Here is a 23,367-nt window from a genome sequence, read left to right on the forward strand (position 1 = left end):
CGCCGGGACATGCGCCGCCTCGCCGCCGTCGCCCTCGCGCTCGCCTTCCTCGCCGCCTGCCGCACGGTGCCACCCCCGCCGCCGCCCGAGCCGGCCCGGACGCCGGAGAAGGCGCTCGAGGAGCTCGCCCCGGAGGCGTTCCCGGCCTTCGGCGACGACCTGGATTACGCCGGCCTCGAGGACGCCCTCTCGCGCTCGCTCACCGCGCTCGCGCGGCTCGCGCAAGCGGATCCGGGTCGGATGCTCGCGTTCGGGAAGGAGCGGGTCCCGATCAAGAAGGTGCAGGCGACGCTGGCGCGCTTCCGCGAGATCGCGCTGGCGCGGCCGACGCCCGACGCGCTCGCGGCGACCCTCCGGCGCGAGTTCCGGGTCTTCCGCTCGACCGGCGACGGCACCGGGAAGGTCCTCTTCACCGGCTACTACCTGCCCGAGCTCCGCGGGTCGCTCGTGCGCGACGGCCCGTTCCAGGTGCCGCTCCACCGCGCGCCGGACGACCTGGTGCAGGTGCGCGCCAAGGACTTCCCGCAGGCCCTCTCCGACGACCTCGTCGGCCGGGTCGAGGCGGGCCGCCTCGTCCCTTACCCGACGCGCGCGGAGATCGCGCGCGGGGCGCTCGACCCGAAGGCCGTGCTCTGCTTCGTCGACTCGGCGGTGGACGCGTTCTTCGTGGAGATCCAGGGCAGCGGCGTGGTGCGCTTCCCGGACGGCACCTCGCGCGTGGTCACGTACGCGGGGAAGAACGGGCACCGGTACGAGGCGGTCGGGGCGGAGCTCGTCCGGCGCGGCGCCCTCCGGCGGGAGGACGTGTCGATGCAGGCGATCCGGGCCTGGCTGGCCGCGAACCCCGCGGCGCAGGCCGAGGTGCTGGCGACGAACCCGTCCTACGTGTTCTTCCGCTTTGCCGACGCGGCCACCGGTGCGCTCGGCGTACCGGTCACGCCGGATCGCACCGTCGCCGCGGACGCGCGGGTGTTCCCGAAGAGCGCGCTCGCGTTCGTCGAGACCGAGCGGCCGGTGGACGCGACGGGCGCGGCGATGCGGCCGTTCTCCCGCTTCGTGCTGGACCAGGACGCGGGCGGCGCGATCCGCACGAGCGCCCGGATCGACCTCTACCTCGGGACCGGCGCGTACGCCGAGAACGCCGCGGGCCGGATGAAGCAGCCGGGCCGGCTCTACTACCTCCTGCTCCGCGATCCGGCCCCGGCGATCCGCTAGGTCGCGGCGCGGTCGAGCCGCTCGGCCCAGGCCGCGGCCGCGGCCGGATCCGGGGGCCCGAGGACGACGAGGCGCCGCCCGAGCAGCGCGAAGAGCGGGTTCACGAGCCGCGGCCAGCGGTCCCCGGCACCGTCCCGGAACGCGTCCGCGACGATCCCGGCGCCCACGCTCCGGAGCACGGTCACCTCGTCCGGGAGGAGGCCCACCTCGCCGTCCGGCGGCGGGGCGGGGGCGAGCGGCGCGTCGGCGGGGATCCGGTCGGGCGCGGCGGAGGCCGCCACCGCGTCCGGGTGTGCCTCCGCGAGCGAGTCGAAGAACCGCCCCGCCGCCGTCGACGCCGCCGCGTCGAACGCGACGCCGGCCCGCGGGGCCTCGCCGGGCGCCGACCACGCCACGCGTCCCGTCACCGCGCACGGCGCGGGGACGAGGTCGTGCTTCAGCTCGAGGAAGACCCGGGCGCCGGGCGGGAGCGGCACCGGCGTCTTCAGCTGGCAGCCGCCGGGGCCGACGTCGCTCGTCGGCGCGGAGAAGAACCCCGCCGCCGGCACCGCGACGCGCGCGTCGCAGGGCACCGGCGCTCTCGGCGCGCGGCGCGGGTTCTCGATGAACTCGGACATTCCTCGATGGTACCGGACTCGCGGTACACCGCGCGACGGGTCTCCGCGATCCGGCGCGCCTGGGCACGCCGGACCCGGAGGCCGATCTGCGCGAGTTGATTACCTGTCGCTACACGTCCGGCGCGTGGGACACGGCGTCAGCGATCTCCTCGTGCTCCATCGCCCGCGGCAGCAGCAGGTTCAGGATCACGCCGACGTACGTCGCGAGGGACATCTCGCTGATCTCGAGGCCGCCGAGATGGACCTTCGCGCCGCCGATCCCGATGACGAGGATCACCGAGGCGATGATGAGGTTCCGCTTCTGCGAGAAGTCGATCCCCGCCTCGACGAGCATCCGGATGCCGGCGGAGGCGATGATCCCGAAGAGCAGGATGCAGATGCCGCCCATCACCTGGACCGGGATGGACCGGATGAGGGCGCCGACGGGCGGCAGGAACGACATCACCACCGCGATCACGGCCGCGCCGCCGATCACCCAGACCGAGAACACCCGGGTGATCGCCATGACGCCGATGTTCTCGCCGTAGGTCGTGTTCGGCGGACCGCCGAGGAGGCCGGAGAACGCCGTCGCGACGCCGTCGCCGGCGAGCGACCGGTGCAGGCCCGGGTCCTTCACGAAGTCGCGGCCGACCACGTTGTTCGTGACGATGAGGTGGCCGATGTGCTCGGTGATGACGACGAGCGAGATCGGCGCGAGGAGCAGGATCGAGCCGAGCTGGAACTTCGGCAGCACGAAGTGCGGCACCGCGAACGGACGCGCGGCGGTGACCCCGGAGAGGTCCACCTGGCCCGCCGCGGCGGCGACGGCGTAGCCACCCACGATCCCGATGAGCACCGGGATGACGCCGAGGAACCCCTTGAAGAAGACGGCGGCCGTGACCGCGATCGCCAGCGCCGCCATCGCGACCCAGAAGAAGGACGCGTGGTACGTCTGCGTCGCCCCCTTCGTCGCCATGCTCACCGCGACGCCGGCGAGGCCGAGGCCGATCACCATCACGACCGGCCCGATCACGATGGGCGGCAGGATGTAGTCGATCCACTTCGTGCCGAAGGCGCCGATCGCGAGGGCGACCACGATGTAGATGACGCCGACCGCGACGCACCCGCCCATCGCGATGGCGATCCGCTCGTCCGGCGCCACCTGGCCGGGCGTCACGCCGAGGAGCGCCGTGAGCGCGGTGATGAAGGCGAAGGACGACCCGAGGTAGGCGGGGATCTTGCCCTTCGTGATGAAGATGTAGAGGAGCGTGCCGACGCCCGAGGTGAAGAGCGTCACCGAGGTGTCGAGCCCGACCAGGAACGGCACGAGCACCGTCGCGCCGAACATGGCGAACAGGTGCTGCAGCGACAGCGGGATGCTCTGGAGCAGCGGTAGCCGCTCGCCGACGTCGACGGTCCTCTTCATCCGGCCCTCCTCGTGCGTGATGTCTCTTCGCGATGGCGCCGACCCCTCCGGCCGGCGAAGCGCGCGCATCATCCCCCGGAGGGCTGACAGATCGGGAGAGGCGTCCGGGCGGCCGGAGGGCGGGTTGCGGCGAGGCCCTTTGAGCGCTGTCGGCCGCCCGGTGTAGAAGGGCCGTCCGATGAGGCGGCCACCGATCGAGCTCCACCGCGGCGAGCTGAGGGTCACTGGCTCGTCCCTCCACCTGGACGCGACCCGCCGGGTGGAGTGCGCGTTCGTCTCGCACGCGCACGGCGACCACATCGGCCGCCACGATCGCACCATCGCCACGGACGCGACGCTGGCGCTCATGCGCCATCGCCTCGGCGAGCCGAAGCGGCGGCCCACCGAGCACCTGCCCGCCTCCTTCCGGGCGCCGTTCGGGCTCGGCGAGCTCACCCTCGAGCTCTTCGCCGCCGGCCACGTGCTCGGCTCGGCGCAGCTCCGCGTGACGAGGAACGGCGTCGCCCTCGGCTACACCGGCGATCTCTGCACCGAGCCGACCCACGCCGCGGAGGCGGCCGAGGTGATGCCGTGCGACGTGCTCGTGGTCGAGTCGACCTTCGGGCACCCGCGCTACGTCTTCCCGCCCAAGGACGAGACGCTCCTCGCCGTCCGGAAGTTCGTCGACGACGCGCGCTCCGACGGGGCGACGCCGGTGCTCCTCGGCTACGCGCTCGGGAAGGCGCAGGAGATCCTGAAGTACCTCTCCGATGCGGGCGTCCCGTGCCGCGTGCACCCGGTCGTGCACGCGGTGAACAAGGTGTACGAGGCGCACGGCGTGCCCTTCCCGAACGTGAAGGCCCTCGCGCCCGACGAGGGCCCCGGCTTCGACGAGGTCGTCGTGTGCCCGCCGCACCTCGCGCGGAGCCCGGCGATGCGCGGCGTCCGGCGCCGGCGCACGGCGATCCTCACCGGCTGGGCCATCGACGGGAGCCGCTTCTTCAAGGGCGTCGACGCCGCGTTCCCCCTTTCCGACCACGCCGACTTCCCGTCGCTCGTCCGGTACGCGAAGGCGACCGGGGCGGGCCGGGTGTTCACGGTCCACGGCCACGAGGACGAGCTCGCGGCGGCGCTCCGGAAGGAAGGGATCCGGGCGGAGCCGCTCAAGGAGCAGACGCAGCTCGAATTGATCTAGCGCGCGCGGCGGTCCTCGGTCCTGCTACATAGACGCCGTGATCCAGCTCACGATCTCCGAGGACGCGGCGGGCCAGCGGCTCGACAAGCTCGTCCGGAAGGCGCTCAAGGGCGTCCCCCTCTCCCACGTCTACAAGATGTTCCGCACCCGGAAGATCCGGGTGAACGGCGCGCGTGGGAAGGCGGAGCAGCTCGTCGCGGCCGGGGACGTGGTGGTGATCCGGGGCGACGAGGAGCGGCTCCTCGCCCCCGCCGAGGAGGGCGGCGCGCCCGGGGCGGTGAAGGTCACCTTCCGCGTGCTCCACGAGGACGAGGACGTGCTCGCGGTGGACAAGCCCGCCGGGCTCGCGGCGCACCCGGGCACCGGGATCACCGGCGCGACGCTCGTCGAGATGGCGCGGGCGTATCTGAAGACGCCCGACGACCTCCCGCCCACGGAGTTCCGGCCCTCTCCCGCCCACCGGCTCGACCGGGAGACCTCCGGCGTGGTGCTCGTCGCGAAGCACCGGAAGGCGATGGTCCGCCTGACCGAGATCTTCACCAGCGGCGACGGCATGAAGAAGAGCTACCTCGCGCTGGTGAAGGGGAAGATGCCCCGCGACGCGGGGACGATCGACCTCCCGCTGTCGGAGCACGAGCAGACCGCGAAGTCGAAGGCGCAGCGGGGCGTGAACTTCCAGGAGGCGCTCACCCGCTGGAGGGTCGTGTCCGCGGCGAAGGAGCTCTCCCTCCTCTCCGTCGCGATCGAGACCGGCCGCACGCACCAGATCCGTCGCCACCTCGAGGCGGTCGGGCACCCGGTCGCGGGCGATCGCCGGTACGGCGACTTCGCCTTCAACCGGACCGCGCGGCAGCGCTGGGGCCTCCGGCGGATGGGGCTGCACGCCTGGCGCCTCGAGATCCCGCATCCGCGCACCGGCGCGCCGCTCCGGCTCGAGGCGCCGCTCCCGGCGGAGCTCGTCGAGGTGCTCTCGCGGGCGAACCTCAAGGCCCCGGAGGGCGCCGCGGCGGCGAGACCGAGCGCCCGCCCGGCCGCGAAGGACGGACCGGAGCGTTGAAGAAAGGTCCTGAGGCCGCATAGATTCGCAAGATCGATGACCGAGACCCCGAGCCAGGCCCCCGAACCCGAAGAGGACGTCCCATCCCGCGTCGTCCTGCACGGGCTCCCGCCCCGCCGCCCGCTGTGGCGGCGAGCGCTGCGCTGGGCCCTCTTCCTCGGCATCGCCCTCGTCAACGCGGCGGTCGTGGCGGGGATCGTCGGGTGGTGGCACTTCTCGAAGGGGCTCCCGGAGATCCCGACCCTCGACAAGTACCGGCCGCCCATCATCACCGAGATGATCTCGGCGGACGGCCAGATCGCGGGCGAGTTCTTCGCCGAGCGCCGCAAGGTCGTCCCGTACGACCGCATCCCGAAGCGGCTCGTCCAGGCGTTCGTCGCCTCCGAGGACCAGCACTTCTTCGAACACGGCGGCGTGGACGTCCTCGGGACGCTCCGTGCCGCGGTGAACACCTTCGTGCTCCGCCGCCGCATCCAGGGCGGCTCCACGCTCACCCAGCAGACCGCGAAGGCGATCCTCATCAGCGCGGAGGGCTTCGAGCAGGGCACGAAGAAGAGCCTCCGCCGGAAGATCCGCGAGCTCATCCTCGCGCGCCGGCTCGAGAGCGCGTTCACGAAGGAGCAGATCCTCTGGATGTACCTGAACGGCGTGTACCTCGGGCACCACAGCTACGGGGTCCAGGCCGCCGCGGAGAACTACTACCGGAAGAACGTCGAGGACCTGACGCTCGAGGAGGCCGCGCTCATCGCGGGCCTCCCGCAGGCGCCGTCGCGGTACTCCCCGTTCTCGCACCCCGAGGCCGCGCGCGAGCGGCGCCGGTACGTCCTCCGCCGGATGGCGGAGGAGGGGATGATCACGCAGGCGGAGCGCGAGAAGGCCGCCGCCGCGGAGGTCCACGTCCACGGCGTCGACGACGTCTTCCGCGAGACCGCGCCGTTCTACGTCGAGACGGTCCGCCGGCAGATCGTCGACCGCTACGGCAACGAGCGCCTCCTCGCGGACGGGCTCCGGGTCGAGACCGCGATGGACCTCGAGAAGCAGCGCGCCGCCCAGGCCGCGATGCTGAAGGGGCTCATGGAGGTCGATCACCGCCAGGGCTACTACGGCCCGGTCGCGAACGTGGCCGGGGCGGAGCGGGCGGCGCTCGAGGAGCGGCTCGCGAAGGTCTGGCCGGCGGGCGCGCTCCAGGTCGGCGACTACTGCGTCGGCGTCGTGGCGCGCGTCGACGACAAGGCCGGGCACGCCGAGGTGCAGGTCGGCGCCTCGAAGGGGCTGCTCCCGATCTCCGGCATGCGCTGGGCGCGCAAGCCCAACCCCGAGGTGAACTACCAGGAGGCGCTCGTCAGCCGGGTCTCGTTCGCGCTCAAGGTCGGCGACGTGGTCGTGCTCCGGCGCGTCGAGCGGAAGGAGCTCGTGCAGCGCGAGGCGTCGCTCGCGGCGGGGAAGGCGAAGGACGTGCCCGAGGCGGACCTGCTCTTCACCCTCGAGCAGGAGCCGAAGCTCCAGGGCGCGCTCGTCTCCGTGGATCCGTGGTCGGGGTACGTGACCGCGATGGTGGGCGGCTACGACTTCGAGGCGTCCGAGTTCAACCGCGCCTTCCAGGCGTGCCGGCAGCCGGGCTCCGCGTTCAAGCCCATCGTCTACTCCGCGGCCATCGAGAAGCTCGACTTCACGCCGGCGACGATCCTCACCGACGCACCCATCGTCTTCCGCGACGACGAGAACAGCTGGAAGCCGCAGAACTACGGGCAGGACTTCAAGGGCGACGTGACGCTCCGGACCGCGCTCGTGAACTCCATGAACATCCCCGCGGTGAAGACCGCGGAGGCGCTCTGGAACAAGGTCGGCATCTCGGCGCTCGGCGACTGGGCGAAGCAGCTCGGGCTCACGACGCCGGTGAAGCCGGAGCTCGGCAGCGCGCTCGGGTCCTCCTGCGTGAACCTGTGGGAGCTCACCAACGTGTACGCGCTCTTCGACCGCTACGGCGAGAAGCGCCCGAGCCTGTTCGTGAAGCGCGTGCTCGACCGCGACGGGAACGTCCTCGAGGACCACGCCGACTGGCGCGATCCGTGGGTGCCGCTCGACGAGCGGCTCGCGGCGGGCGTCGCCGACGTCACCCGGCCGCGCGAGCAGGTGATGGATCCCCGGACCGCGTACATCCTCGTGCGGCTCATGCGGGAGGTGGCGACCGTCGGCACCGGCGCCCGCGCCGCCGCCCTCGGGAAGCCGGCCGCCGGGAAGACCGGGACCACCAACGACTCCTTCGACACCTGGTTCATGGGGTTCACGCACGACCTCGCGACGGGCGTGTGGCTCGGCTACGACATCAACGAGACGCCCCTCGGCCGCTACGAGACCGGCGGACACGCCGCCCTGCCGATCTGGCTCGACTACATGTCGAAGGCGCTCGAGAACCGCCCCCAGCCCGAGTTCGAGGCGCCGAGCGGGATCGTCGAGGTGAAGATCGATCCGGACACCGGCAAGGCGGTCGCCGAGAACGCACGCGGCGTGAAGGAGCCGTTCAAGGAGGGCACCGAGCCGGCGCTGCCCGCCGACGGCGAGCCCCAGCGGCAGAAGGTCGAGGTCCAGGACCTGTTCACGCAGTAGGCGCGGGTGGGGGCCAGTGCGCCCGCGGGAGCCCGCGCGGCTCGCCGGGCCCGGCCCCGTCCCGCCCTCCGGCGAGTTGCCTCGGGGTGGGCTGGCCGGTAGCATCGCCGGACGTGCGAGCCCCCGCCCCCGAAGGGCGCGCCCCGCACCCCGCCCACATGATCCAGACCGTCGCGAAGCTGGGAGTGAAGCGCGCGCTCTTCCTCTCGATCGCGCTCGCGCTCCTCGTCGCCGGGACGGTCACCGCGGTCCTCGTGAACCGCACGGTCCGCGGCGCGCTCGAGCACGCGATGGTGCACCGCGGCGAGTCTGCGGCCCGCGTGTACGCGGCGGAGATCGCGCCGGCGCTCGCGGCGAAGCAGGACGACTCCGTCGCCGCCGAGGTCTCCGAGAGCTGGGACGAGGTGTCCTTCTCGTACGCGGTCGTGCTCCGGGACAACCTCACCATCGCCGGCGCGCGGATGGCGCCGACCTTCCACGCCTCCGCGGAGAAGGTCGTCTCCGAGCACGTCGCCCGCGGTCTCGTCAGCACGAGCTTCACCTACGGCGACGAGGTCGCCTTCACGCGGCCGGTGACGCTCCGCGTGCCGGCGCCGAACGGCGGGGAGGAGGAGCGGCGCGTCGGGTTCGTCCTCCTCGCGCTTCGCTCCGACGACCTCGAGATGCAGGTGCGCGACGTCGCCTGGCGCATCCTCGCGCTGCTCTTCTCGGGCGGCGTCGCGCTCTCCGCCCTGGTCTACGTCCTCGTTGCCCGCACCGTCCTCCGGCCGCTCGACGAGATGAGCGCGGTCGCGCGCCGGGTCTCGGACTGCGATCTCACCGCCCGCGCCGAACCGCTCGGCGAGGACGAGCTCGGTACGCTCGCCGAGTCGCTGAACCGGATCGGCGAGAACCTCGCCGTGACGCTCTCCCGGGTGCAGACCGTGACCGGCGGCGTCGCGACCGTCATCGAGCGCATCTCGAAGACCGGCGCGGCGGTCACCTCCGGCGCGGGCACCGTGTCGGCGCGGGTGGTCGACACGTCCTCGTCGATGGGCGAGATGATCGCGTCGCTCAAGGGCATCGCCGACAACGTCGAGGTGCTCGCGCAGAGCGCCGAGGAGTCGTCGTCGTCGATCCTCGAGATGGCGGCGACGAACGACGAGGTCGCGGAGAACATCCAGGCCCTGGCCGCGAGCGTCGAGGAGACCACCGCCGCGATCGAGCAGATGACCTACTCGATCAAGGAGGTCGCGAAGAACATCGAGGACCTCTCGGCGACGACCGAGGAGACGAGCTCGTCCATGAACGAGATGGACGTCTCCATCTCGCAGGTCGAGACGAACGCCAACGAGACCGCCAAGCTCTCGGAGCAGGCGCAGCGCGACGCCGAGTCGGGCGCCGAGGCGCTCTCCCGCACCCTCGCCGGCATCGACAAGATCAAGGAGTCGTCGAAGGAGGCCGCCCAGGTCATCGAGGCGCTCGGCAAGAAGACCCAGGCGATCGGCAACATCCTGAACGTGATCGACGACGTCGCCGAGCAGACGAACCTGCTCGCCCTGAACGCGGCGATCCTCGCCGCCCAGTCCGGTGAGCACGGGAAGGGCTTCGCCGTGGTCGCCGACGAGATCAAGGACCTCGCCGAGCGCACCGGCGCCTCCACGAAGGAGATCAGCGAGCTCATCCGGGCGGTGCAGGAGTCGTCACGGCTCGCGGTCACCGCGATGGACCGCGGCGTGCGGAACGTCGAGGAGGGCGTCCGGCTCGGCCAGGAGACCGAGACCGCGCTCAAGAAGATCCAGGACTCGTCCCACAAGTCGACGCAGATGGTGAAGGCGATCGCCCGGGCGACCATCGAGCAGGCGCGGGGGTCGAAGCAGGTGACGATGGCGATCCACCGGATCGCCCAGACGGTGCAGCAGATCGCGAGCGCCACCGCCGAGCAGGCGCGCGGCTCCGAGCAGATCATGAAGAGCGCCGAGAAGATGAAGGCGATCACGAAGCACGTGGAGCGCTCGTCGCAGGAGCAGGCCCGCGGCTCGAAGCAGATCACCCGCGCGATCGAGTCGATCTCGGAGATGGTCCACCACCTGAACCGCGCTCAGAAGGAGCAGACCAAGGGGTCGGAGCAGGTGATGAGCGCGGTCGTCCAGATCAAGCAGGTCGCCGAGGCGCAGACCCATTCGGTGCGCGACCTCGAGACGGCGATCGTCGATCTCGCGAGCCAGGCAGACGTGCTCCGCGGGGAAGTGCGGCGCTTCAAGATCTGACGCACGATCGCTGCCTGCGACGGGCTCGTGCGTCGGACCCCCTAGAAGCGGTTCTTGCGCCGCAGCCCGCCGGTCTTGGCGATGATCTCCGAGAGGGCCGCGAGGTCGCGCCACTCCGCGGGGGCGAGCGGCACCACCGACAGGCGTCCCTGCCGGAGCAGGACCGAGCCGTCGAAGGCGGGCTCCTGCTTCAGGGCCTCGAGCGGGACCGGGGCCGGGAGCGGCTCGAGGGCGCGCACGTCGACGCAGACCCGATCGCTCTCCTCCGCCGTGGGGTCCGGATAGGCGGAGCTCGCGACCTCGGCGATCCCCACCGCCCGCTTCTCGCCCGAGTGGTAGATGATCGCCCGGTCGCCCGGCTTCATGGCGCGCAGGTTGCCCTGTGCCTGGGGGTTGGACACCCCGGTCCAGGCGGTCTTGCCGTCCTTCACGAGGTCGTCCCAGGCGTACGCGCCGGGCTCGGTCTTGAGCAGCCAGTAGGCCATGCGCGGGGACGTTAGGCGCCGCGGACCGGTGCCGCAACGGGAAGCGCCGGAAGCCCGGCCGCCCGCGCCGTGTTATATGGTGCGCGCATGTTCGGTCTGTCCTTCAGCGAGCTCGTGATCATCGCGGTGCTCGCCCTGATCCTTCTCGGCCCCGACAAGCTGCCGGAGGCCGCCAAGACGGTCGCGAAGGGGCTCCGCGAGTTCAAGCGCGCGACCGAGGATCTGAAGGAGCAGGTCGAGTCCGAGCTCAAGTTCGACGAGATCCTGCGCGACGTCCGAGACGAGCCCAAGATCGCGCCGAGACCTGCGCTCGTCCCGCCCGTCCCGGCCGCGGTGCCCGGTCCCGCCGGCCCGCCGCCGCCCGCCACGTCCGAGAACGTGCCCGGCCTCGAGGCCGCGCTCGCCGAGCCCGGCGCCGACGTCGCCGAAGCCGCCGCCCCGAAGCCCGAAGCCGCCGCGGTCACCAGCGCGCCGGCCGTCTCCGCCGCCGAGAAGCCATGAGCGCCACCGCACCGAAGCTCCCCGCGCCCGAGCCGGAGAACGAGGTCAAGCTCACCTTCATGGAGCACCTCCGCGACCTGCGGACGTGCCTCCTGCGCTCGGTCTACGGCATCGCGCTCGGGATGCTCGCGGTCGGCTGGTTCGTCCCGTCGATCGTCCATTGGCTCATGGCGCCGGTGCGGAACGCGCTCCCCGAGGGGAAGCAGATGCTCGTGTACACGAGCGCGATCGAGCCGATGATGGTCTACATCAAGGTCGCGCTGTACGGCGGGATCTTCGTCGCGGCGCCCTGGGTGCTCCTCCAGCTCTGGCGCTTCATCGCGCCGGGCCTCTACCGCAAGGAGAAGCGGATCGCGTCGCGGTTCGTGTTCTTCGGCACGCTCCTGTTCTACTGCGGCGCCGCGTTCTGCTACTTCCTCGTCATGCCGCCCGCGTTCCCGGCGATGCTCGCGTTCGCCGAGGACTCGACCCTCATGCCGATGCTGTCGCTCTCCGAGCAGCTCGGGCTCGTGCTCGCGATGCTGCTCGGCTTCGGGATCGTCTTCGAGGTCCCGGTGGTCATCGCGTTCCTCTCGATGATCGGGCTCGTCGACTACAGGTTCCTCGCGAAGTACCGCCGCATCGCCATCGTCGTGAACGTGACGCTCGCGGCCATCATCACGCCGACCGGCGACCCGCTGAACCTCGCGATGATGGCCGTGCCGATGATCGTCTTCTACGAGGTCGGCATCGTGCTCGCGCGGATCCTCGGCAAGAAGCGGGACCCGACCCCCGCGGTCGAGGCCTGAGCCGCCGCCGGCGGGCCGATCTTCCCCGCGCGGGTCCCCGGCCCGGCGTAGCATCGGCGCATGTTCCTCCAGGCCGTCGCGGCGCTCTTCGCCGTCTACATGCTCGTCCGCTACGTCCCCCGTGCCGCGGCCGCCCTCCGCGCCGGCCGCCGCGGTGACCGCGCCGGGACCGCCGTCGCGATCCTGAACGTCCTGCTCGCCCTGGCGATCCTGGTCGTCTCCGTGAAAGGCCTCGCGGCAGGCCTTATCAAGAGGTGACGGAGGACCTTCGATGAACCGGGCCGGTCAGAAGGACGTCGTCTTCCTCGCCGCGAAGCGGACCCCGTTCGGGACCTTCGGAGGCACGCTCAAGGACTGGAGCGCCACGGATCTCGGGGTGCACGCGGCGAAGGCCGCGATCGCGCAGGCGGGCGCCCCGCCCGAGGACTACGGCCACGTGGTGTTCGGCAACGTCGCCCAGACCTCGGGCGACGCGATCTACCTCACCCGCCACGTCGGGCTCCGCGCGGGCCTCCCGGACTCCGTCCCTGCGCTCACCGTGAACCGGCTCTGCGGCTCCGGGTTCGAGGCGGTGATCCAGGCGGCGATGCTCATCGAGATGGGCGAGGCGGAGGTGGTGCTCGCCGGCGGCACCGAGTCGATGAGCCAGGCGCCGCTCGTCCTGCGCGGGACGCGCTTCGGGTTCCCGCTCGGGAAGGCGCCGCAGATGGAGGACATGCTCTGGTCGGCCCTCACCGACACGTACGCGGGGCTGCCGATGGCGCTCACCGCGGAGAAGCTCGCCGAGCAGTACGAGATCGGGCAGGACGCGGTGGACGCGTACTCCGTCTCGTCGCAGCGGCGCTGGGCGGCGGCGGACGAGGGCGGCCGGTTCAAGGAGGAGCTCGCGCCGGTCGAGGTGAAGACGAGGAAGGGCCCGATCCCCTTCGCGCGGGACGAGCACCCGCGCCCCGACACGACGCTCGAGAGCCTCGGGAAGCTGCCCAAGGTCTTCAAGGCGGACGGCGTGATCCACGCCGGCGCCGCCAGCGGGATCGCGGACGGTGCCGGCGCGCTCGTCCTCGCGTCGCGCGCCTACGCGGAGCGGAGGGGCCTCCGGCCGCTCGCGCGGCTCGTGAACTGGGGCCACGCCGGCGTCGACCCGACGATCATGGGGATCGGGCCGGTGCCGGCGATCCGGAACGCGCTCGCCCGGAGCGGCGCGAAGCTCGACGCCTTCGATCTCTTCGAGGTGAACGAGGCGTTCGCGCCTCAGTACCTCGCGGTCGAGAAGGCGCTCGGGCTGCCGCGCGACCGGACCAACGTGGACGGCGGGGCGATCGCGCTCGGCCACCCGCTCGCCGCGAGCGGCGCGCGCATCACGATGCACCTCCTCTACGAGCTCCGCCGCCGCGGCGCGAAGGCCGGGATCGGGGCCGCCTGCATCGGGGGCGGGCAGGGCGTCGCGGTCGTCCTGGAGGCGCTCTGAGCGGGCAGGCCCGAGTTCTTGCCGGTCTCCGCCGCGGGGGGTAGGGTCCGGTCGGACGGAGGGTCAGGATGGCGGACTTCACGGGCGTGAAGGTGTTCACGACGACGCTGGCGCGGGATCGCGAAGCGATGGGCGACAACATCACGAAGTGGCTCACTGCGAACCCGGGCGTCGAGGTCGTCGACAAGCAGGTGACGCAGAGCTCGGATCGCGAGTTCCACTGCCTCAGCATCACGCTCTTCTACCGAGAGCGGAAGGGAGCCTAGATCGCCGTGCGTCCGAGCCGCTCACCTCGCCTCCCCGGCGGATTCACGTTCGGTGGACGCGTGCCGCCCGCGGTCGGCCTCGTCATCGTCCTGCTCCTCGCCGGCACCCTGGTCGGGTGGATCACCGGCCTGTCCGGGCTCGCCGCCCTCGACCCGGTGTCGATCGGCGAGGGCCAGCTGTGGCGACTCGTCAGCTGGGCGTTCGTGCAGCCTCGCGGCGACGTCCTCGGCCTCCTGTTCGGCGGGATGCTCATCTGGTGGACCGGCTCGCAGCTCGCGTACGCGTGGGGCGAGGCGCGGTTCCTGGGCCGCTTCTTCGGGTTCGCCTTCGCGGGGAGCGTCGTGGCGACCGCCGTCGCGATCGTATGGCCCCCGGCGCGGGCGGCGCACCTCGGCGTGTGGCCGGTCGCGAACGCGCTCCTCTTCTCGTGGGCCATGATCTACCCGGACCAGCAGGTGAACATCTGGGGCGTGCTGCCGGTCACGGGCCGGACGCTCGGGCTCATGGTCGTCGTCGGCACGCTGCTGTACGGGCTCGCCACCGGCGGCATCCCGGGGGTCGGCCTTTTCGTGCCGCACCTCGCGGCGCTCGGGCTCGCGTGGATCTTCGCGCGCGGCCGGCTCCCGACCCGGCGCTGGAGGCTTCAGGCGCGCGACTGGTGGGCGGAGCGCGAGTTCAAGAGGAAGAGCAAGCACCTCAAGGTCGTCCACAAGAACGGCAAGGACGAGCCGCCCCGCTGGATGAATTAAGCGGCCGCGAGCGGCGCTGCGCGCTCCCCGGCCCTCGGGACGGGGAGCGTCACGACTCGCCCGCTCGTCAACTCACCGCCACGGCGCGGACCGCCGCCCGGTACACCCAGATCCGCGCGGTGCTCGTCCGCGTGTCGGCGGGGATCATGAAGAACCCGACCGCGTCCTCGCGGTAGTCGGGGCTGAACCCCGCCACCTGGCGGCCGTCCCGGAACGTGACCCGCACCTTCCGTCCCTCGGGCGCGGGCGGCTTCTCGCCCGGCGCGAGCATGAAGAAGATCGCCTTCACCTTCTCGGTGGCGAGGGTCTCGCCCGCGGCGCCCGGCGATTGCGCGAGCGCGAGGGACGCTGCCACGAGATCGGCGTCCTCGAGGACGCCGCGCTTCACCTGACCCTCGATCGTGTGGACGACGACGCGCTGCGCGCCCTCGACGACGCTCCCGGGCGCCGCCGCCGGCTCGTCGGCGACCTCGACCTCGTCCACGATCTCCTCCTCCTCCGTCGCCGCCGGTGCGACGGGGGCCTGGGTGACGACAGGCGGCGCGAGGATGGGCGCGGTGACGACGGGCGCGGCCGAAGGCTGCGGGAGCCGCGCGGCCGGGGGCGTCGCCGGCGTCGCGGGCGTCGCCGGCGGCGGGACGTCTGGGAGGGCGACGGCGCGCACGGGCGACGGCGCCGGCCCCACCGGAGCGAGCGCAGCGGCCTCCGGCTCCGCCGGGAGCGGGTCGAAGTCGAGCGACGCCGCCGGTGCGCCGAGGTCGTCCGCCGGGATCTCCTCGAGGATCTCCTCGCCGTCGATGGTCGGGATCTCCTCGACGTCGGTGACCTCCGGGATCCCGTCGTCCGTCGCGAGATCGAGGGCCGGCAGGTCGCCGGCGTGCGGCTCGACGGCGGGGAACGGGGCGGCGGGCGCGCCGGGCGCCTCGGTGGGGGCGACGTCCGGCGCGAAGAGCTCGAGGTCAGGCGCGGCGGCGAGCTCGAGCGCGGCCGACTCCTCCGCGAGATCGACGGTCGCCGTGTCGCCCGCCGGAGGCGCCTCGAGCGCGAGGTCGAGCGGCGGCGCCGCGTTCAGCTCGAGGGTGGCCTCGTCGAACGGCCTCGCCCCCGGCGCGGCGTGGAGCGGCGGGGCCGGGGCCATGAGGTCGAGGTCCTCCGTGCCGGCGGAGAGGTCCGGCGCGGAGCGGTCCAGCTCGGGCGCGGGACCGGCGAGGTCGAAGCTCGGCTCCGGCTCCGGCCCGGCGAGATCGCCGTCGAGTCCGCCCAGCGCGATCTCCTCCGGCGTCGCCGGCGCGGGCTCCGCGACGGCGGCCCACGGCGCGGGACCGCTCCCGACGGCCCACTCCGGCGCGGCGGCGTCGGCGGTCGCGTCGAAGGAGCCGCCCGACTCGAGCTCGAAGCCCTGGTCGAGCGCGCCGTCGGGCTGCCACTCGCCCTCGGCGGGCGGCGTCGTCCCCTCGGCCGATGCCTCGAGCGCGACCGTCTCGAGCACCGCCTCCCCGGGCGCCTCCGCTCCGGCGTCGAGCGAGAACCCGGCGGTGTCGTCGTACTCCCCCGGCGGCGCGCCGAAGCCCTCCGGGACCGCGCCGGGCGGGATGGCCGCGTCGGCGGCGAGGTCGAACGGGAGGAGCGCCTCGAGCGCGGCGGCGCCTCCGCCGGCCGCGATCTCGTCGTACTCGCCGAGGGGGAGGTCGACGCGCGGTGCGGGCGGCGCGGCGAGATCCCATCCTTCGGGCGGGAGGTCCGTTCCCGGCGCGGCGGCGAGGAGCGGCTCCGGCGCGGGCTCGTCCTCGAGCCCGGGAGCCGCCGGCGGCGCAACCTCGAGCGCGGCGGGATCGGCCCAGGCAGAGGCGTCCGGGTGCCACGCCGGCGTCGTGAGCGAGACGCCAGCGGGATCGAGACCCGCGGGCGCGGGATCGGCCGCGTACGCCGCGGCGTTCGGGTCCCCGTACGCGTTCGGATCGAACGGCTCAGCGCCCGGCTCGCCGGGCTGTGCGTTTGGATCGAAGGGCTGCGCGGCGGGATCGGCGGCGTACGCGTTCGGATCGTAGGCGGCGGCGTTCGGGTCGGCGAAGGCGCTGGGGTCGTACGGCTGCGCGTTGGGATCGAGCGCCTGCGCGGAGGGGTCGGCGTACGCGTTCGGATCGTGCGCGGCGGCGTTCGGGTCGGCGTAGGTGTTGGGGTCGTACGGCTGCGCGTTGGGATCGAGCGCCTGCGCGGCGGGATCGGCGGCGTACGCGTTCGGATCGTAGGCGGCGGCGTTCGGGTCGGCGTAGGCGCTGGGGTCGTACGGCTGCGCGTTGGGATCGAACGCCTGCGCGGCGGGATCGGCGGCGTACGCGTTCGGATCGTAGGCGGCGGCGTTCGGGTCGGCGTAGACGCTGGGGTCGTACGGCTGCGCGTTGGGATCGAACGCCTGCGCGGAGGGGTCGGCGTACGCGTTCGGGTCGTGGGCGGCGGCGTTCGGGTCCCATCCGCCCGGATCGGCGTAGCCCTGCGGGCCCGCCGCGAAGGCGCCGCCGGCCGGCGGCTCGACGCCGAGCGAAGCGGGATCGAAGAGCGCGTCGGCGGCGTCGGCCGCGACGCCCTCGAGCGGCGCGAACGGTTCGGCCGCATACGCGCCCGCGAGCAGGTCGGCGGCCGTGGAGGACGCCGGCGTGGGCTCGGCATCGGGCGCCGCCTCGGGCTCGTCGAGCTCGGGCGGGGGCGGGGGCCGGTTCCTGAGCCCGGCGGGCAGGAGCGAGTCGCGCAGCCGGGCGGCCGCGGCGTTCACGTCGAAGCCGCGCGGCGCCGCCGGGAGGTCGGGCCCCACCAGGTCGCGCAGCTCGGCGAGGCGCACCTCCTCGTCCGGCGTGAGCCCCTCGGCGAGGCGCTTCTGGTCGAGGAGGCGGAACTCCTTCATCACGCTGCGCGGGTCGGGCATGTGCGGTGTTGCCGGCGGCGGGGGGGCGGCTGGCCGGCGCTCCGAGGCCCGGATGATACCTCGCTCGCCCGGGGTGAGAAAGGCGCGCCTCCCTTGATTTCGCCTGGCGACACGGCCATGTATCCGCCCGCCATGACCCGGCTCCCCGTCGTCCAGCAGGCGCGCGCCCGCCCGCCCCCTCCCGGCCCCGAGGTCTTCCTCCCGACGGCGCCGGCCGAGGTCCGGGCGCGCGGCTGGACCGGGCTCGACGTGCTCCTCGTGACCGGGGACGCCTACGTGGATCACCCGAGCTTCGGCGCCGCGGTGATCGGGCGCGTGCTCGAGGCGGCGGGGTACCGGGTCGGGATCGTCGCGCAGCCGGACTGGCGGACGACGAAGGACCTCGTTCGCCTCGGCCGGCCGAACCTCTTCGTGGGCGTCACCTCGGGCGCGATGGACTCGATGGTGAACCACTACACCGCCCACAAGCGGCCGCGGTCCGACGACGCCTACACGCCCGGCGGGGTCGCCGGGCGACGGCCGGACCGCGCGACCACCGTGTACGCGCGGCTCCTCCGCGAGGCGTTCGGGCCGACGCTGCCCATCGTCATCGGCGGCATCGAGGCGTCGCTCCGCCGGATCGCGCACTACGACTACTGGGACGACCGGGTCCTCCCGTCGGTGCTCGTCCCGTCCGGCGCCGACCTCCTCGTGTACGGCCAGGGCGAGAAGCCCATCCTCGAGATCGCCCGCCGGCTCGCCTCCGGCGAGGACATCTGCGGGCTCGTCGACGTGCCCGGGACCGCGCTCGCCGTGCCTGACCTCGCGATGGCGATGCTCGAGGGGCGCGAGCGCGGCGTGGTGGAGCTGCCGGCGTACGAGGAGATCACCGTCGACAAGCGGCGGTTCGCGGAGTTCAGCCGGCTCTACCACCTCGAGCACAACGGCGAGAACGCGCGGATCCTCGTGCAGCCGCACGGCCGCGGCGAGAAGGCGCGGTTCGTGGTGGTGAACCCGCCCATGCCCTCGCCGACCACCGAGGAGCTCGACCGGATCGCCGAGCTCCCGTACGTCCGTGAGGCCCACCCGTCATACGGCGGTGCGCACATCCCCGCGCTCGAGCAGATCCGCTGGTCGGTGCAGATCCTCCGCGGCTGCGCGGCCGGGTGTGCGTTCTGCTGCATCACCGAGCACCAGGGGCGCGACATCGCCTCCCGGTCCGAGGCGAGCGTCGTCCGGGAGATCGAGACCCTCGCGCGGAAGGAGAGCTTCAAGGGGACGATCACCGACGTCGGCGGCGCCACCGCCAACATGTGGCAGATGCGGTGCACGAGCGAGGAGGCCCACGCGGCGTGCCGCCGGCCGTCCTGCGTCTTCCCCACCGTCTGCCAGTTCTTCGAGACCGACCACGGCCCGCTCATCGACCTCTACGCGAAGGCGAAGGCGGTGAAGGGCGTGAAGCACCTCTTCGTCGGCTCGGGCGTGCGCTACGACCTCGCCCAGGCGGACGAGAAGAACGGCGCCCGGTACCTCAAGACGCTCGTGGCGAACCACGTGTCGGGCCAGCTCAAGGTCGCGCCCGAGCACGTGTGCGAGCCAGTCCTCAAGGTCATGAAGAAGCCCGCCGTCGCGTCGTTCGAGCGGTTCCGCAGGGACTTCGAGCGGTACACCAAGGAGGCCGGGAAGGAGCAGTACCTCGTCCCGTACTTCATCTCCTCGCACCCCGGCTCCTCGCTCGAGGAGGCGGTGCAGCTCATGGAGTACCTGCAGGACAACCGCTGGAAGCCGCAGCAGGTGCAGGACTTCATGCCGACGCCAATGACGCTCGCCTCGGACATCTACTGGTCCGGCTATCACCCGATGACCGGCAAGCCGGTCCACGTGACGCGCGACATGGAGGAGAAGCGGATGCAGAAGGCGCTCCTCCGCTGGGGCGATCCGAAGAACCGCCCGCTCGTGGAGAAGGCGCTCCGGAAGACCGGCAGGCTCAAGCCCGGCGAGTGGCTCGGACCCGGGATGCGGCCCCGGCGGAAGCCGGGCGCTTCGCCTTCGACCGCGGGAGCCGCGCCGGTCGGGTCCGGTTCGCGCGAGCAGCGCGAAGGCCGGCGGACGGGGCCGCACCGGGGGCGGTAGCGCAGGGGGCCGCGGCGTCGCGGGAGGGGGCCGCCTAGGGCGCCGCCGGCGCCACGAGCGGCAACGTCACGACGAACTCCGCTCCGCCGCCCGACCCGTCGCTCGCCGCGCGCACCGAGCCGCCGTGCAGCTCGACGAGGCCCTTCACGAGGGCGAGCCCGAGGCCGAGGCCACCGTTCGCGCGCGCGAGGCCGCCCTCGGCCTGCACGAACGGCTCGAACACGCGAGGGAGCAGGTCGGGGGCGATGCCGACGCCCTCGTCGGCCACGCGGAGCTCCGCGAAGCCCCCGGCCGCGTCCACGCTCGCGATGACCGAACCGGAGTCGCGGCTGAACTTGGCGGCGTTCTGGAGGAGGTTGCCGATCACCTGCGCGATCCGCGTCTCGTCCGCCTCGATCCAGAGCGAGCCCGGGCAGAGGTCGACGCGCAGCGCGATCCCGCGGGTGGCGAACAGCGGCGCGTGGTCGTCGCAGACCCGGCGGACGATCTCGCGCACGTCGATGCGCCTGCGCTCGAGCTGGATCTTGCCGCGCGAGATCCGGGTCACGTCGAGGAGGTCGTCGACGAGCCGGGTGAGGTGCCCGGTCTGGCGCCGGATGATCTCCTGGGCGCGCGTCGCCTGCGGGCTGCCCGGGGCGGCGCGCTCGAGCAGGTAGAGGCCGTTCTGGATCGGGGCGAGCGGGTTCCGCAGCTCGTGCGAGAGCACGGCGATGAACTCGCTCTTCCGCCGGTCGGACTCACGGAGCGCCTCCTGGGCCTCGACGAGCGCGGTGACGTCGGTGTTCGTGCCGAACCACTGCACCACCCGCCCGGCGGCGTCCCTCAGGGGCTCGCAGCGGGTGAGGAACCGCCGGAACCTCCCGTCCGCGCCGCGCAGCGGGAACTCCATCTCGAAGGCGGTGCCGGTGGCGATGGACTCCTGCCACCGGCGCATCACGTCCGGCAGCGTCGCGGGATCGTGCACGCTCTGCCAGCCCCAGCCCTCCATCTGCGCCGGCGTCGTGCCGGTGTACTCGTACCAGCGCCGGTTGTACCAGGTGATGTAGCCGTCGGGCCGCGCGGTCCAGGCGAGCTGGGGCATCGAGTCGGCGAGCGCGCGCAGCCGCCGCTCGCTGTCGCGGAGGGCCTCCTCCGCGCGCTTCCGCTCGGTGATCACCTCGCTGAAGAGCATGATCCCGGCGATCTCGCCGGTCGCGGTGCGCCACGGGTGGATCTTCCAGTGGATCCAGTCCACCGACCCGTCCGAGCGCGGAAACGCCTCCTGGTCGCACTGCTCGACGGCGCCGGCGAGGCACCGGCGGTGGACCTCCCGCCAGCGCTCCGGGATCTCGGGGAACACGTCGTAGTGGCAGCGGCCGACGAGGTCTCCGTCGACGCGGAAGTCCTTGACGTAGCGCTGGCTCACCGCCAGGTACCTCATGTGGCGGTCGAACATCGCCACGGCGGCAGGCGTGTGCTCCACGAAGAGCCGCAGCCGCTCCTCGCTCTCGCGCTGGGCCGACGCCGCCCGCTGGCTCACGACCCGCTCCTCGGCGAGGTGGGCGATGAAGCGCGAGAACGCGAGGTCGTAGGCGACGATGTTCTCCACCGAGCGGCGGCTGAAGACGGGCACGCGGTCGAGCGCGGCGAGGTACGCCTCCTCGTCGTAGCCGAACTGCCGCGCCTGGCGGACGAACCGGTCCCGGTCCGGCGTCTCGCCCTCGTAGAAGAACTGCCCGAGGAAGAGGGTCGCGAGGTGCTCCCCCGCGACGACGATGGGGATCCCGATGTCGCGCAGGCCGTTCTTGCAGGCGTACTCGTGCGGTTCCATCCCCGACGCGCGGGCCGCCAGGTACGCGTCGCTCTCCTCGCAGAGCCGGGCGGACTCCGGGTACGCGCGGTGGAACCGGACGCAGATGTCCTGCCAGCCGCAGCCGACGAGGATCGCGCCGTCGCGCGCGTCGATGATGCCGATGGGCATCCCGTTCGCGACGTAGTTCGCCTCCGCGAGCTTCTGGACGACGGACATGTCCAGGAGCTCCGCGAGGCGGTGCACCTTCGCGTCCGATGCGCTCCGGCCCTCCGGGGCGGTCCGCTGACCGTGCACGCCGGCGTGCTCGTCGATCATCCGCGTCCCTCCGCTAGTGCGCCGGGAGCCGCGCCCACGCTCCACCGGATCAACGAGCCGAAGCGTACTGCGAATCCGGAGCGCGGTGGGCGGGACCCGAGCGTCCGGAGCGCCGGACCGAGCGCACCCTCCCGGGCCCGGGCGGGCAGGTGGCCGGCTGCTCGCGGGTCCGGGGGCGCCCGTGACGCCGGGACGGGGGTGCGCTAGCCTCCCCGCGCCATGGACGAGAACAGCCGCGCAGCGCGTCATCGCCGCCTGTGGGAAGCGGACCACCGCCACCTCTGGCATCCGTTCACCCAGATGCAGGACTGGCTCGCCGAGGAGCCGATCATCGTCGACGCCGCGGACGGCGTCTTCCTCGTCGACACCCTCGGGAACCGCTACCTCGACGGCGTCTCGTCGCTGTGGTGCAACGTCCACGGCCACCGGGTGCCCGAGATCGATCGCGCGGTCGAGGCGCAGCTCGGGAAGGTCGCGCACTCGACGCTGCTCGGCCTCGCGTCCACCGCGTCGATCGAGTGCGCCGAGGAGCTCGCGAGGCATCTGCCCGCTGGCCTGACGCGGATCTTCTTCTCGGACGCGGGCGCGACCGCCGTGGAGATCGCGCTCAAGATGGCCTACCAGCATCACCAGCTCCGGGGCGACGCCGCGCGGACCGAGTTCGTGGCGCTCCGCGGCGGATACCACGGCGACACCATCGGGTCGGTGTCGCTCGGCGGGATCGACCTGTTCCACCGGATCTTCAAGCCGCTCCTCTTCGACGTGCACCACGCGCCGCAGCCGTACTGCTACCGCTGCCCGCTCGGGAAGGAGCGCGCGACCTGCGGGATGGCGTGCGCGGACGACGTGGAGGCGATCTTCGAGGCGCGGAAGGGGAAGGTGGCCGCCCTCGTCCTCGAGCCGGTGATGCAGGGCGCCGACGGGATGATCGCGCAGCCGCCCGGGTACGTCCGCCGGATGCGGGAGATCTGCGATCGCCACGGCGCGCTCCTCGTCTGTGACGAGGTGGCGACGGGGTGGGGGCGGACCGGCACCACCTTCGCGGTGGAGCAGGAGGGGATCGTCCCGGACATCCTCACGATGGCGAAGGGGCTCACGGGCGGCTACCTGCCGCTCGCCGCCACGATCACGACCGAGCGCGTGTTCGAGTCGTTCCTCGCGCCATACGAGGAGAAGAAGACCTTCTTCCACGGTCACACCTACGCGGGGAACCCCCTCGCCTGCGCGGCCGCGACCGCGTCGATGAAGCTCTTCACGGAGCGGAAGATCGTCGCCGGGCTGCCCGCGAAGATCGCGGCGCTCGCGCGCGCGCTCGAGCCCGCGGCGCGGCTCCCGCACGTCGGCGAGATCCGCCAGCGCGGGCTCATGGTCGGGATCGAGCTCGTCCGGGATCGTGCCACGAAGGAGGAGTACGCGTACCCGCTCCGCGCCGGGCACGAGGTGATCCTGGAGGCGCGGAAGCACGGCGCCCTGCTCCGGCCGCTCGGGAACGTCGTCGTCCTCATGCCGCCGCTCGCGATGACGGAGGCCGAGCTCGAGCAGCTCGCCGGGATCACGATCGCGGCCATCGAGGCCGTGACCGCGAGGATCTGAATGAACCTGACCGTGAAGCGCGGCGGGGGAGGGGCGGAGCCCCTCGACGCGCG

The 23,367-nt window shown here is 72.8% G+C and carries 18 protein-coding genes; 13 read left to right on the forward strand and 5 right to left on the reverse strand.

The annotated features are described in order from the left end of the window. Positions 1-9 precede the first annotated feature (9 nt). On the forward strand, positions 10-1,215 hold the full coding sequence (gene mltA, locus AMOR_RS12950) for a murein transglycosylase A (RefSeq protein WP_248361694.1): 1,206 nt from the start codon (positions 10-12) through the stop codon (positions 1,213-1,215). Here the strand turns inward: mltA and AMOR_RS12955 are convergent. Together AMOR_RS12955 and uraA are read right to left on the reverse strand one after the other, a co-directional pair. Then, positions 1,212-1,832 carry a PilZ domain-containing protein gene (locus AMOR_RS12955; protein WP_248361696.1) on the reverse strand — a complete coding sequence of 207 codons (621 nt, stop codon included), beginning with the start codon at positions 1,830-1,832 and terminating at the stop codon, positions 1,212-1,214. The two genes, mltA and AMOR_RS12955, sit on opposite strands and share 4 nt — an antisense overlap. A gap of 109 nt (positions 1,833-1,941) precedes the next feature. Then, positions 1,942-3,237 carry a uracil permease gene (gene uraA, locus AMOR_RS12960; RefSeq protein WP_248361698.1) on the reverse strand — a complete coding sequence of 432 codons (1,296 nt, stop codon included), beginning with the start codon at positions 3,235-3,237 and terminating at the stop codon, positions 1,942-1,944. A 178-nt stretch (positions 3,238-3,415) separates the two neighbouring features. Here uraA and AMOR_RS12965 point away from each other — a divergent pair, with 178 nt between their 5' ends. From AMOR_RS12965 to AMOR_RS12980, 4 genes are all read left to right on the forward strand, one after another. Continuing rightward, the gene (locus AMOR_RS12965; RefSeq protein ID WP_248361700.1) at positions 3,416-4,411 is read left to right on the forward strand and encodes an MBL fold metallo-hydrolase; all 996 of its coding nucleotides are present in this window, start codon (positions 3,416-3,418) and stop codon (positions 4,409-4,411) included. Between the two features lie 37 nt (positions 4,412-4,448). After that, positions 4,449-5,468 (forward strand): RluA family pseudouridine synthase, encoded by a 1,020-nt coding sequence (locus tag AMOR_RS12970; protein ID WP_248361702.1) that lies wholly within the window; start codon positions 4,449-4,451, stop codon positions 5,466-5,468. A 36-nt stretch (positions 5,469-5,504) separates the two neighbouring features. Continuing rightward, a complete protein-coding gene (locus tag AMOR_RS12975; RefSeq protein ID WP_248361704.1) occupies positions 5,505-8,075 on the forward strand; it encodes a penicillin-binding protein 1A in 2,571 nt (856 codons plus the stop codon). A 158-nt stretch (positions 8,076-8,233) separates the two neighbouring features. Further along, on the forward strand, positions 8,234-10,324 hold the full coding sequence (locus AMOR_RS12980; RefSeq protein ID WP_248362513.1) for a methyl-accepting chemotaxis protein: 2,091 nt from the start codon (positions 8,234-8,236) through the stop codon (positions 10,322-10,324). 41 nt (positions 10,325-10,365) lie between these two features. Here AMOR_RS12980 and AMOR_RS12985 read toward each other — a convergent pair whose 3' ends face one another. Next, complete coding sequence (locus AMOR_RS12985; RefSeq protein ID WP_248361706.1) at positions 10,366-10,809, reverse strand: EVE domain-containing protein; 444 nt, start codon at positions 10,807-10,809, stop codon at positions 10,366-10,368. 87 nt (positions 10,810-10,896) lie between these two features. Here AMOR_RS12985 and tatB point away from each other — a divergent pair, with 87 nt between their 5' ends. The 6 genes from tatB (at position 10,897) to AMOR_RS13015 (ending at position 14,582) form a co-directional block, all read left to right on the forward strand. After that, entirely contained in the window at positions 10,897-11,310 is a 414-nt protein-coding gene (gene tatB / locus AMOR_RS12990; protein ID WP_248361708.1) for a Sec-independent protein translocase protein TatB, read from the forward strand. Then, the gene (gene tatC, locus AMOR_RS12995) at positions 11,307-12,098 is read left to right on the forward strand and encodes a twin-arginine translocase subunit TatC (protein WP_248361710.1); all 792 of its coding nucleotides are present in this window, start codon (positions 11,307-11,309) and stop codon (positions 12,096-12,098) included. Before tatB ends, tatC begins: the two co-directional genes overlap by 4 nt. Positions 12,099-12,158: 60 nt before the next feature. Further along, positions 12,159-12,356, forward strand: a complete 198-nt coding sequence (locus tag AMOR_RS13000; protein WP_248361712.1) for a hypothetical protein — start codon at positions 12,159-12,161, stop codon at positions 12,354-12,356. Positions 12,357-12,369: 13 nt separating this feature from the next. Next, positions 12,370-13,566, forward strand: coding sequence for an acetyl-CoA C-acetyltransferase (locus tag AMOR_RS13005; protein WP_248361714.1), 1,197 nt, complete (start codon positions 12,370-12,372; stop codon positions 13,564-13,566). A gap of 68 nt (positions 13,567-13,634) precedes the next feature. After that, on the forward strand, positions 13,635-13,832 hold the full coding sequence (locus tag AMOR_RS13010; protein WP_248361716.1) for a hypothetical protein: 198 nt from the start codon (positions 13,635-13,637) through the stop codon (positions 13,830-13,832). Positions 13,833-13,892: 60 nt separating this feature from the next. Then, positions 13,893-14,582 (forward strand): rhomboid family protein, encoded by a 690-nt coding sequence (locus AMOR_RS13015; RefSeq protein WP_248361718.1) that lies wholly within the window; start codon positions 13,893-13,895, stop codon positions 14,580-14,582. Between the two features lie 67 nt (positions 14,583-14,649). Here AMOR_RS13015 and AMOR_RS13020 read toward each other — a convergent pair whose 3' ends face one another. After that, entirely contained in the window at positions 14,650-17,502 is a 2,853-nt protein-coding gene (locus AMOR_RS13020; protein ID WP_248361720.1) for a DUF6982 domain-containing protein, read from the reverse strand. Positions 17,503-17,634: 132 nt separating this feature from the next. On the opposite strand from AMOR_RS13020, the gene AMOR_RS13025 reads away from it, so the two are divergent. After that, positions 17,635-19,614, forward strand: coding sequence for a YgiQ family radical SAM protein (locus AMOR_RS13025; protein WP_248361722.1), 1,980 nt, complete (start codon positions 17,635-17,637; stop codon positions 19,612-19,614). Positions 19,615-19,648: 34 nt separating this feature from the next. Here AMOR_RS13025 and AMOR_RS13030 read toward each other — a convergent pair whose 3' ends face one another. Next, positions 19,649-21,721, reverse strand: coding sequence for a PocR ligand-binding domain-containing protein (locus AMOR_RS13030; RefSeq protein WP_248361724.1), 2,073 nt, complete (start codon positions 21,719-21,721; stop codon positions 19,649-19,651). Between the two features lie 219 nt (positions 21,722-21,940). Here AMOR_RS13030 and bioA point away from each other — a divergent pair, with 219 nt between their 5' ends. Continuing rightward, positions 21,941-23,314, forward strand: coding sequence for an adenosylmethionine--8-amino-7-oxononanoate transaminase (gene bioA, locus AMOR_RS13035; protein ID WP_248361726.1), 1,374 nt, complete (start codon positions 21,941-21,943; stop codon positions 23,312-23,314). Positions 23,315-23,367 lie beyond the last annotated feature (53 nt).

This window comes from Anaeromyxobacter oryzae (assembly GCF_023169945.1).
Taxonomy (GTDB): Bacteria; Myxococcota; Myxococcia; order Myxococcales; family Anaeromyxobacteraceae; genus Anaeromyxobacter; species Anaeromyxobacter oryzae.

Excerpts from the sequence above, each read along its gene's own strand:
- mltA (WP_248361694.1), top strand. The coding sequence starts at position 10 with ATGCGCCGCCTCGCCGCCGTCGCCCTCGCGCTCGCCTTCCTCGCCGCC.
- AMOR_RS12955 (WP_248361696.1), bottom strand. The coding sequence starts at position 1,832 with ATGTCCGAGTTCATCGAGAACCCGCGCCGCGCGCCGAGAGCGCCGGTG.
- uraA (WP_248361698.1), bottom strand. The coding sequence starts at position 3,237 with ATGAAGAGGACCGTCGACGTCGGCGAGCGGCTACCGCTGCTCCAGAGC.
- AMOR_RS12965 (WP_248361700.1), top strand. The coding sequence starts at position 3,416 with ATGAGGCGGCCACCGATCGAGCTCCACCGCGGCGAGCTGAGGGTCACT.
- AMOR_RS12975 (WP_248361704.1), top strand. The coding sequence starts at position 5,505 with ATGACCGAGACCCCGAGCCAGGCCCCCGAACCCGAAGAGGACGTCCCA.
- AMOR_RS12980 (WP_248362513.1), top strand. The coding sequence starts at position 8,234 with ATGATCCAGACCGTCGCGAAGCTGGGAGTGAAGCGCGCGCTCTTCCTC.
- AMOR_RS12985 (WP_248361706.1), bottom strand. The coding sequence starts at position 10,809 with ATGGCCTACTGGCTGCTCAAGACCGAGCCCGGCGCGTACGCCTGGGAC.
- tatB (WP_248361708.1), top strand. The coding sequence starts at position 10,897 with ATGTTCGGTCTGTCCTTCAGCGAGCTCGTGATCATCGCGGTGCTCGCC.
- tatC (WP_248361710.1), top strand. The coding sequence starts at position 11,307 with ATGAGCGCCACCGCACCGAAGCTCCCCGCGCCCGAGCCGGAGAACGAG.
- AMOR_RS13000 (WP_248361712.1), top strand. The coding sequence starts at position 12,159 with ATGTTCCTCCAGGCCGTCGCGGCGCTCTTCGCCGTCTACATGCTCGTC.
- AMOR_RS13005 (WP_248361714.1), top strand. The coding sequence starts at position 12,370 with ATGAACCGGGCCGGTCAGAAGGACGTCGTCTTCCTCGCCGCGAAGCGG.
- AMOR_RS13010 (WP_248361716.1), top strand. The coding sequence starts at position 13,635 with ATGGCGGACTTCACGGGCGTGAAGGTGTTCACGACGACGCTGGCGCGG.
- AMOR_RS13020 (WP_248361720.1), bottom strand. The coding sequence starts at position 17,502 with ATGCCCGACCCGCGCAGCGTGATGAAGGAGTTCCGCCTCCTCGACCAG.
- AMOR_RS13025 (WP_248361722.1), top strand. The coding sequence starts at position 17,635 with ATGACCCGGCTCCCCGTCGTCCAGCAGGCGCGCGCCCGCCCGCCCCCT.
- AMOR_RS13030 (WP_248361724.1), bottom strand. The coding sequence starts at position 21,721 with ATGATCGACGAGCACGCCGGCGTGCACGGTCAGCGGACCGCCCCGGAG.
- bioA (WP_248361726.1), top strand. The coding sequence starts at position 21,941 with ATGGACGAGAACAGCCGCGCAGCGCGTCATCGCCGCCTGTGGGAAGCG.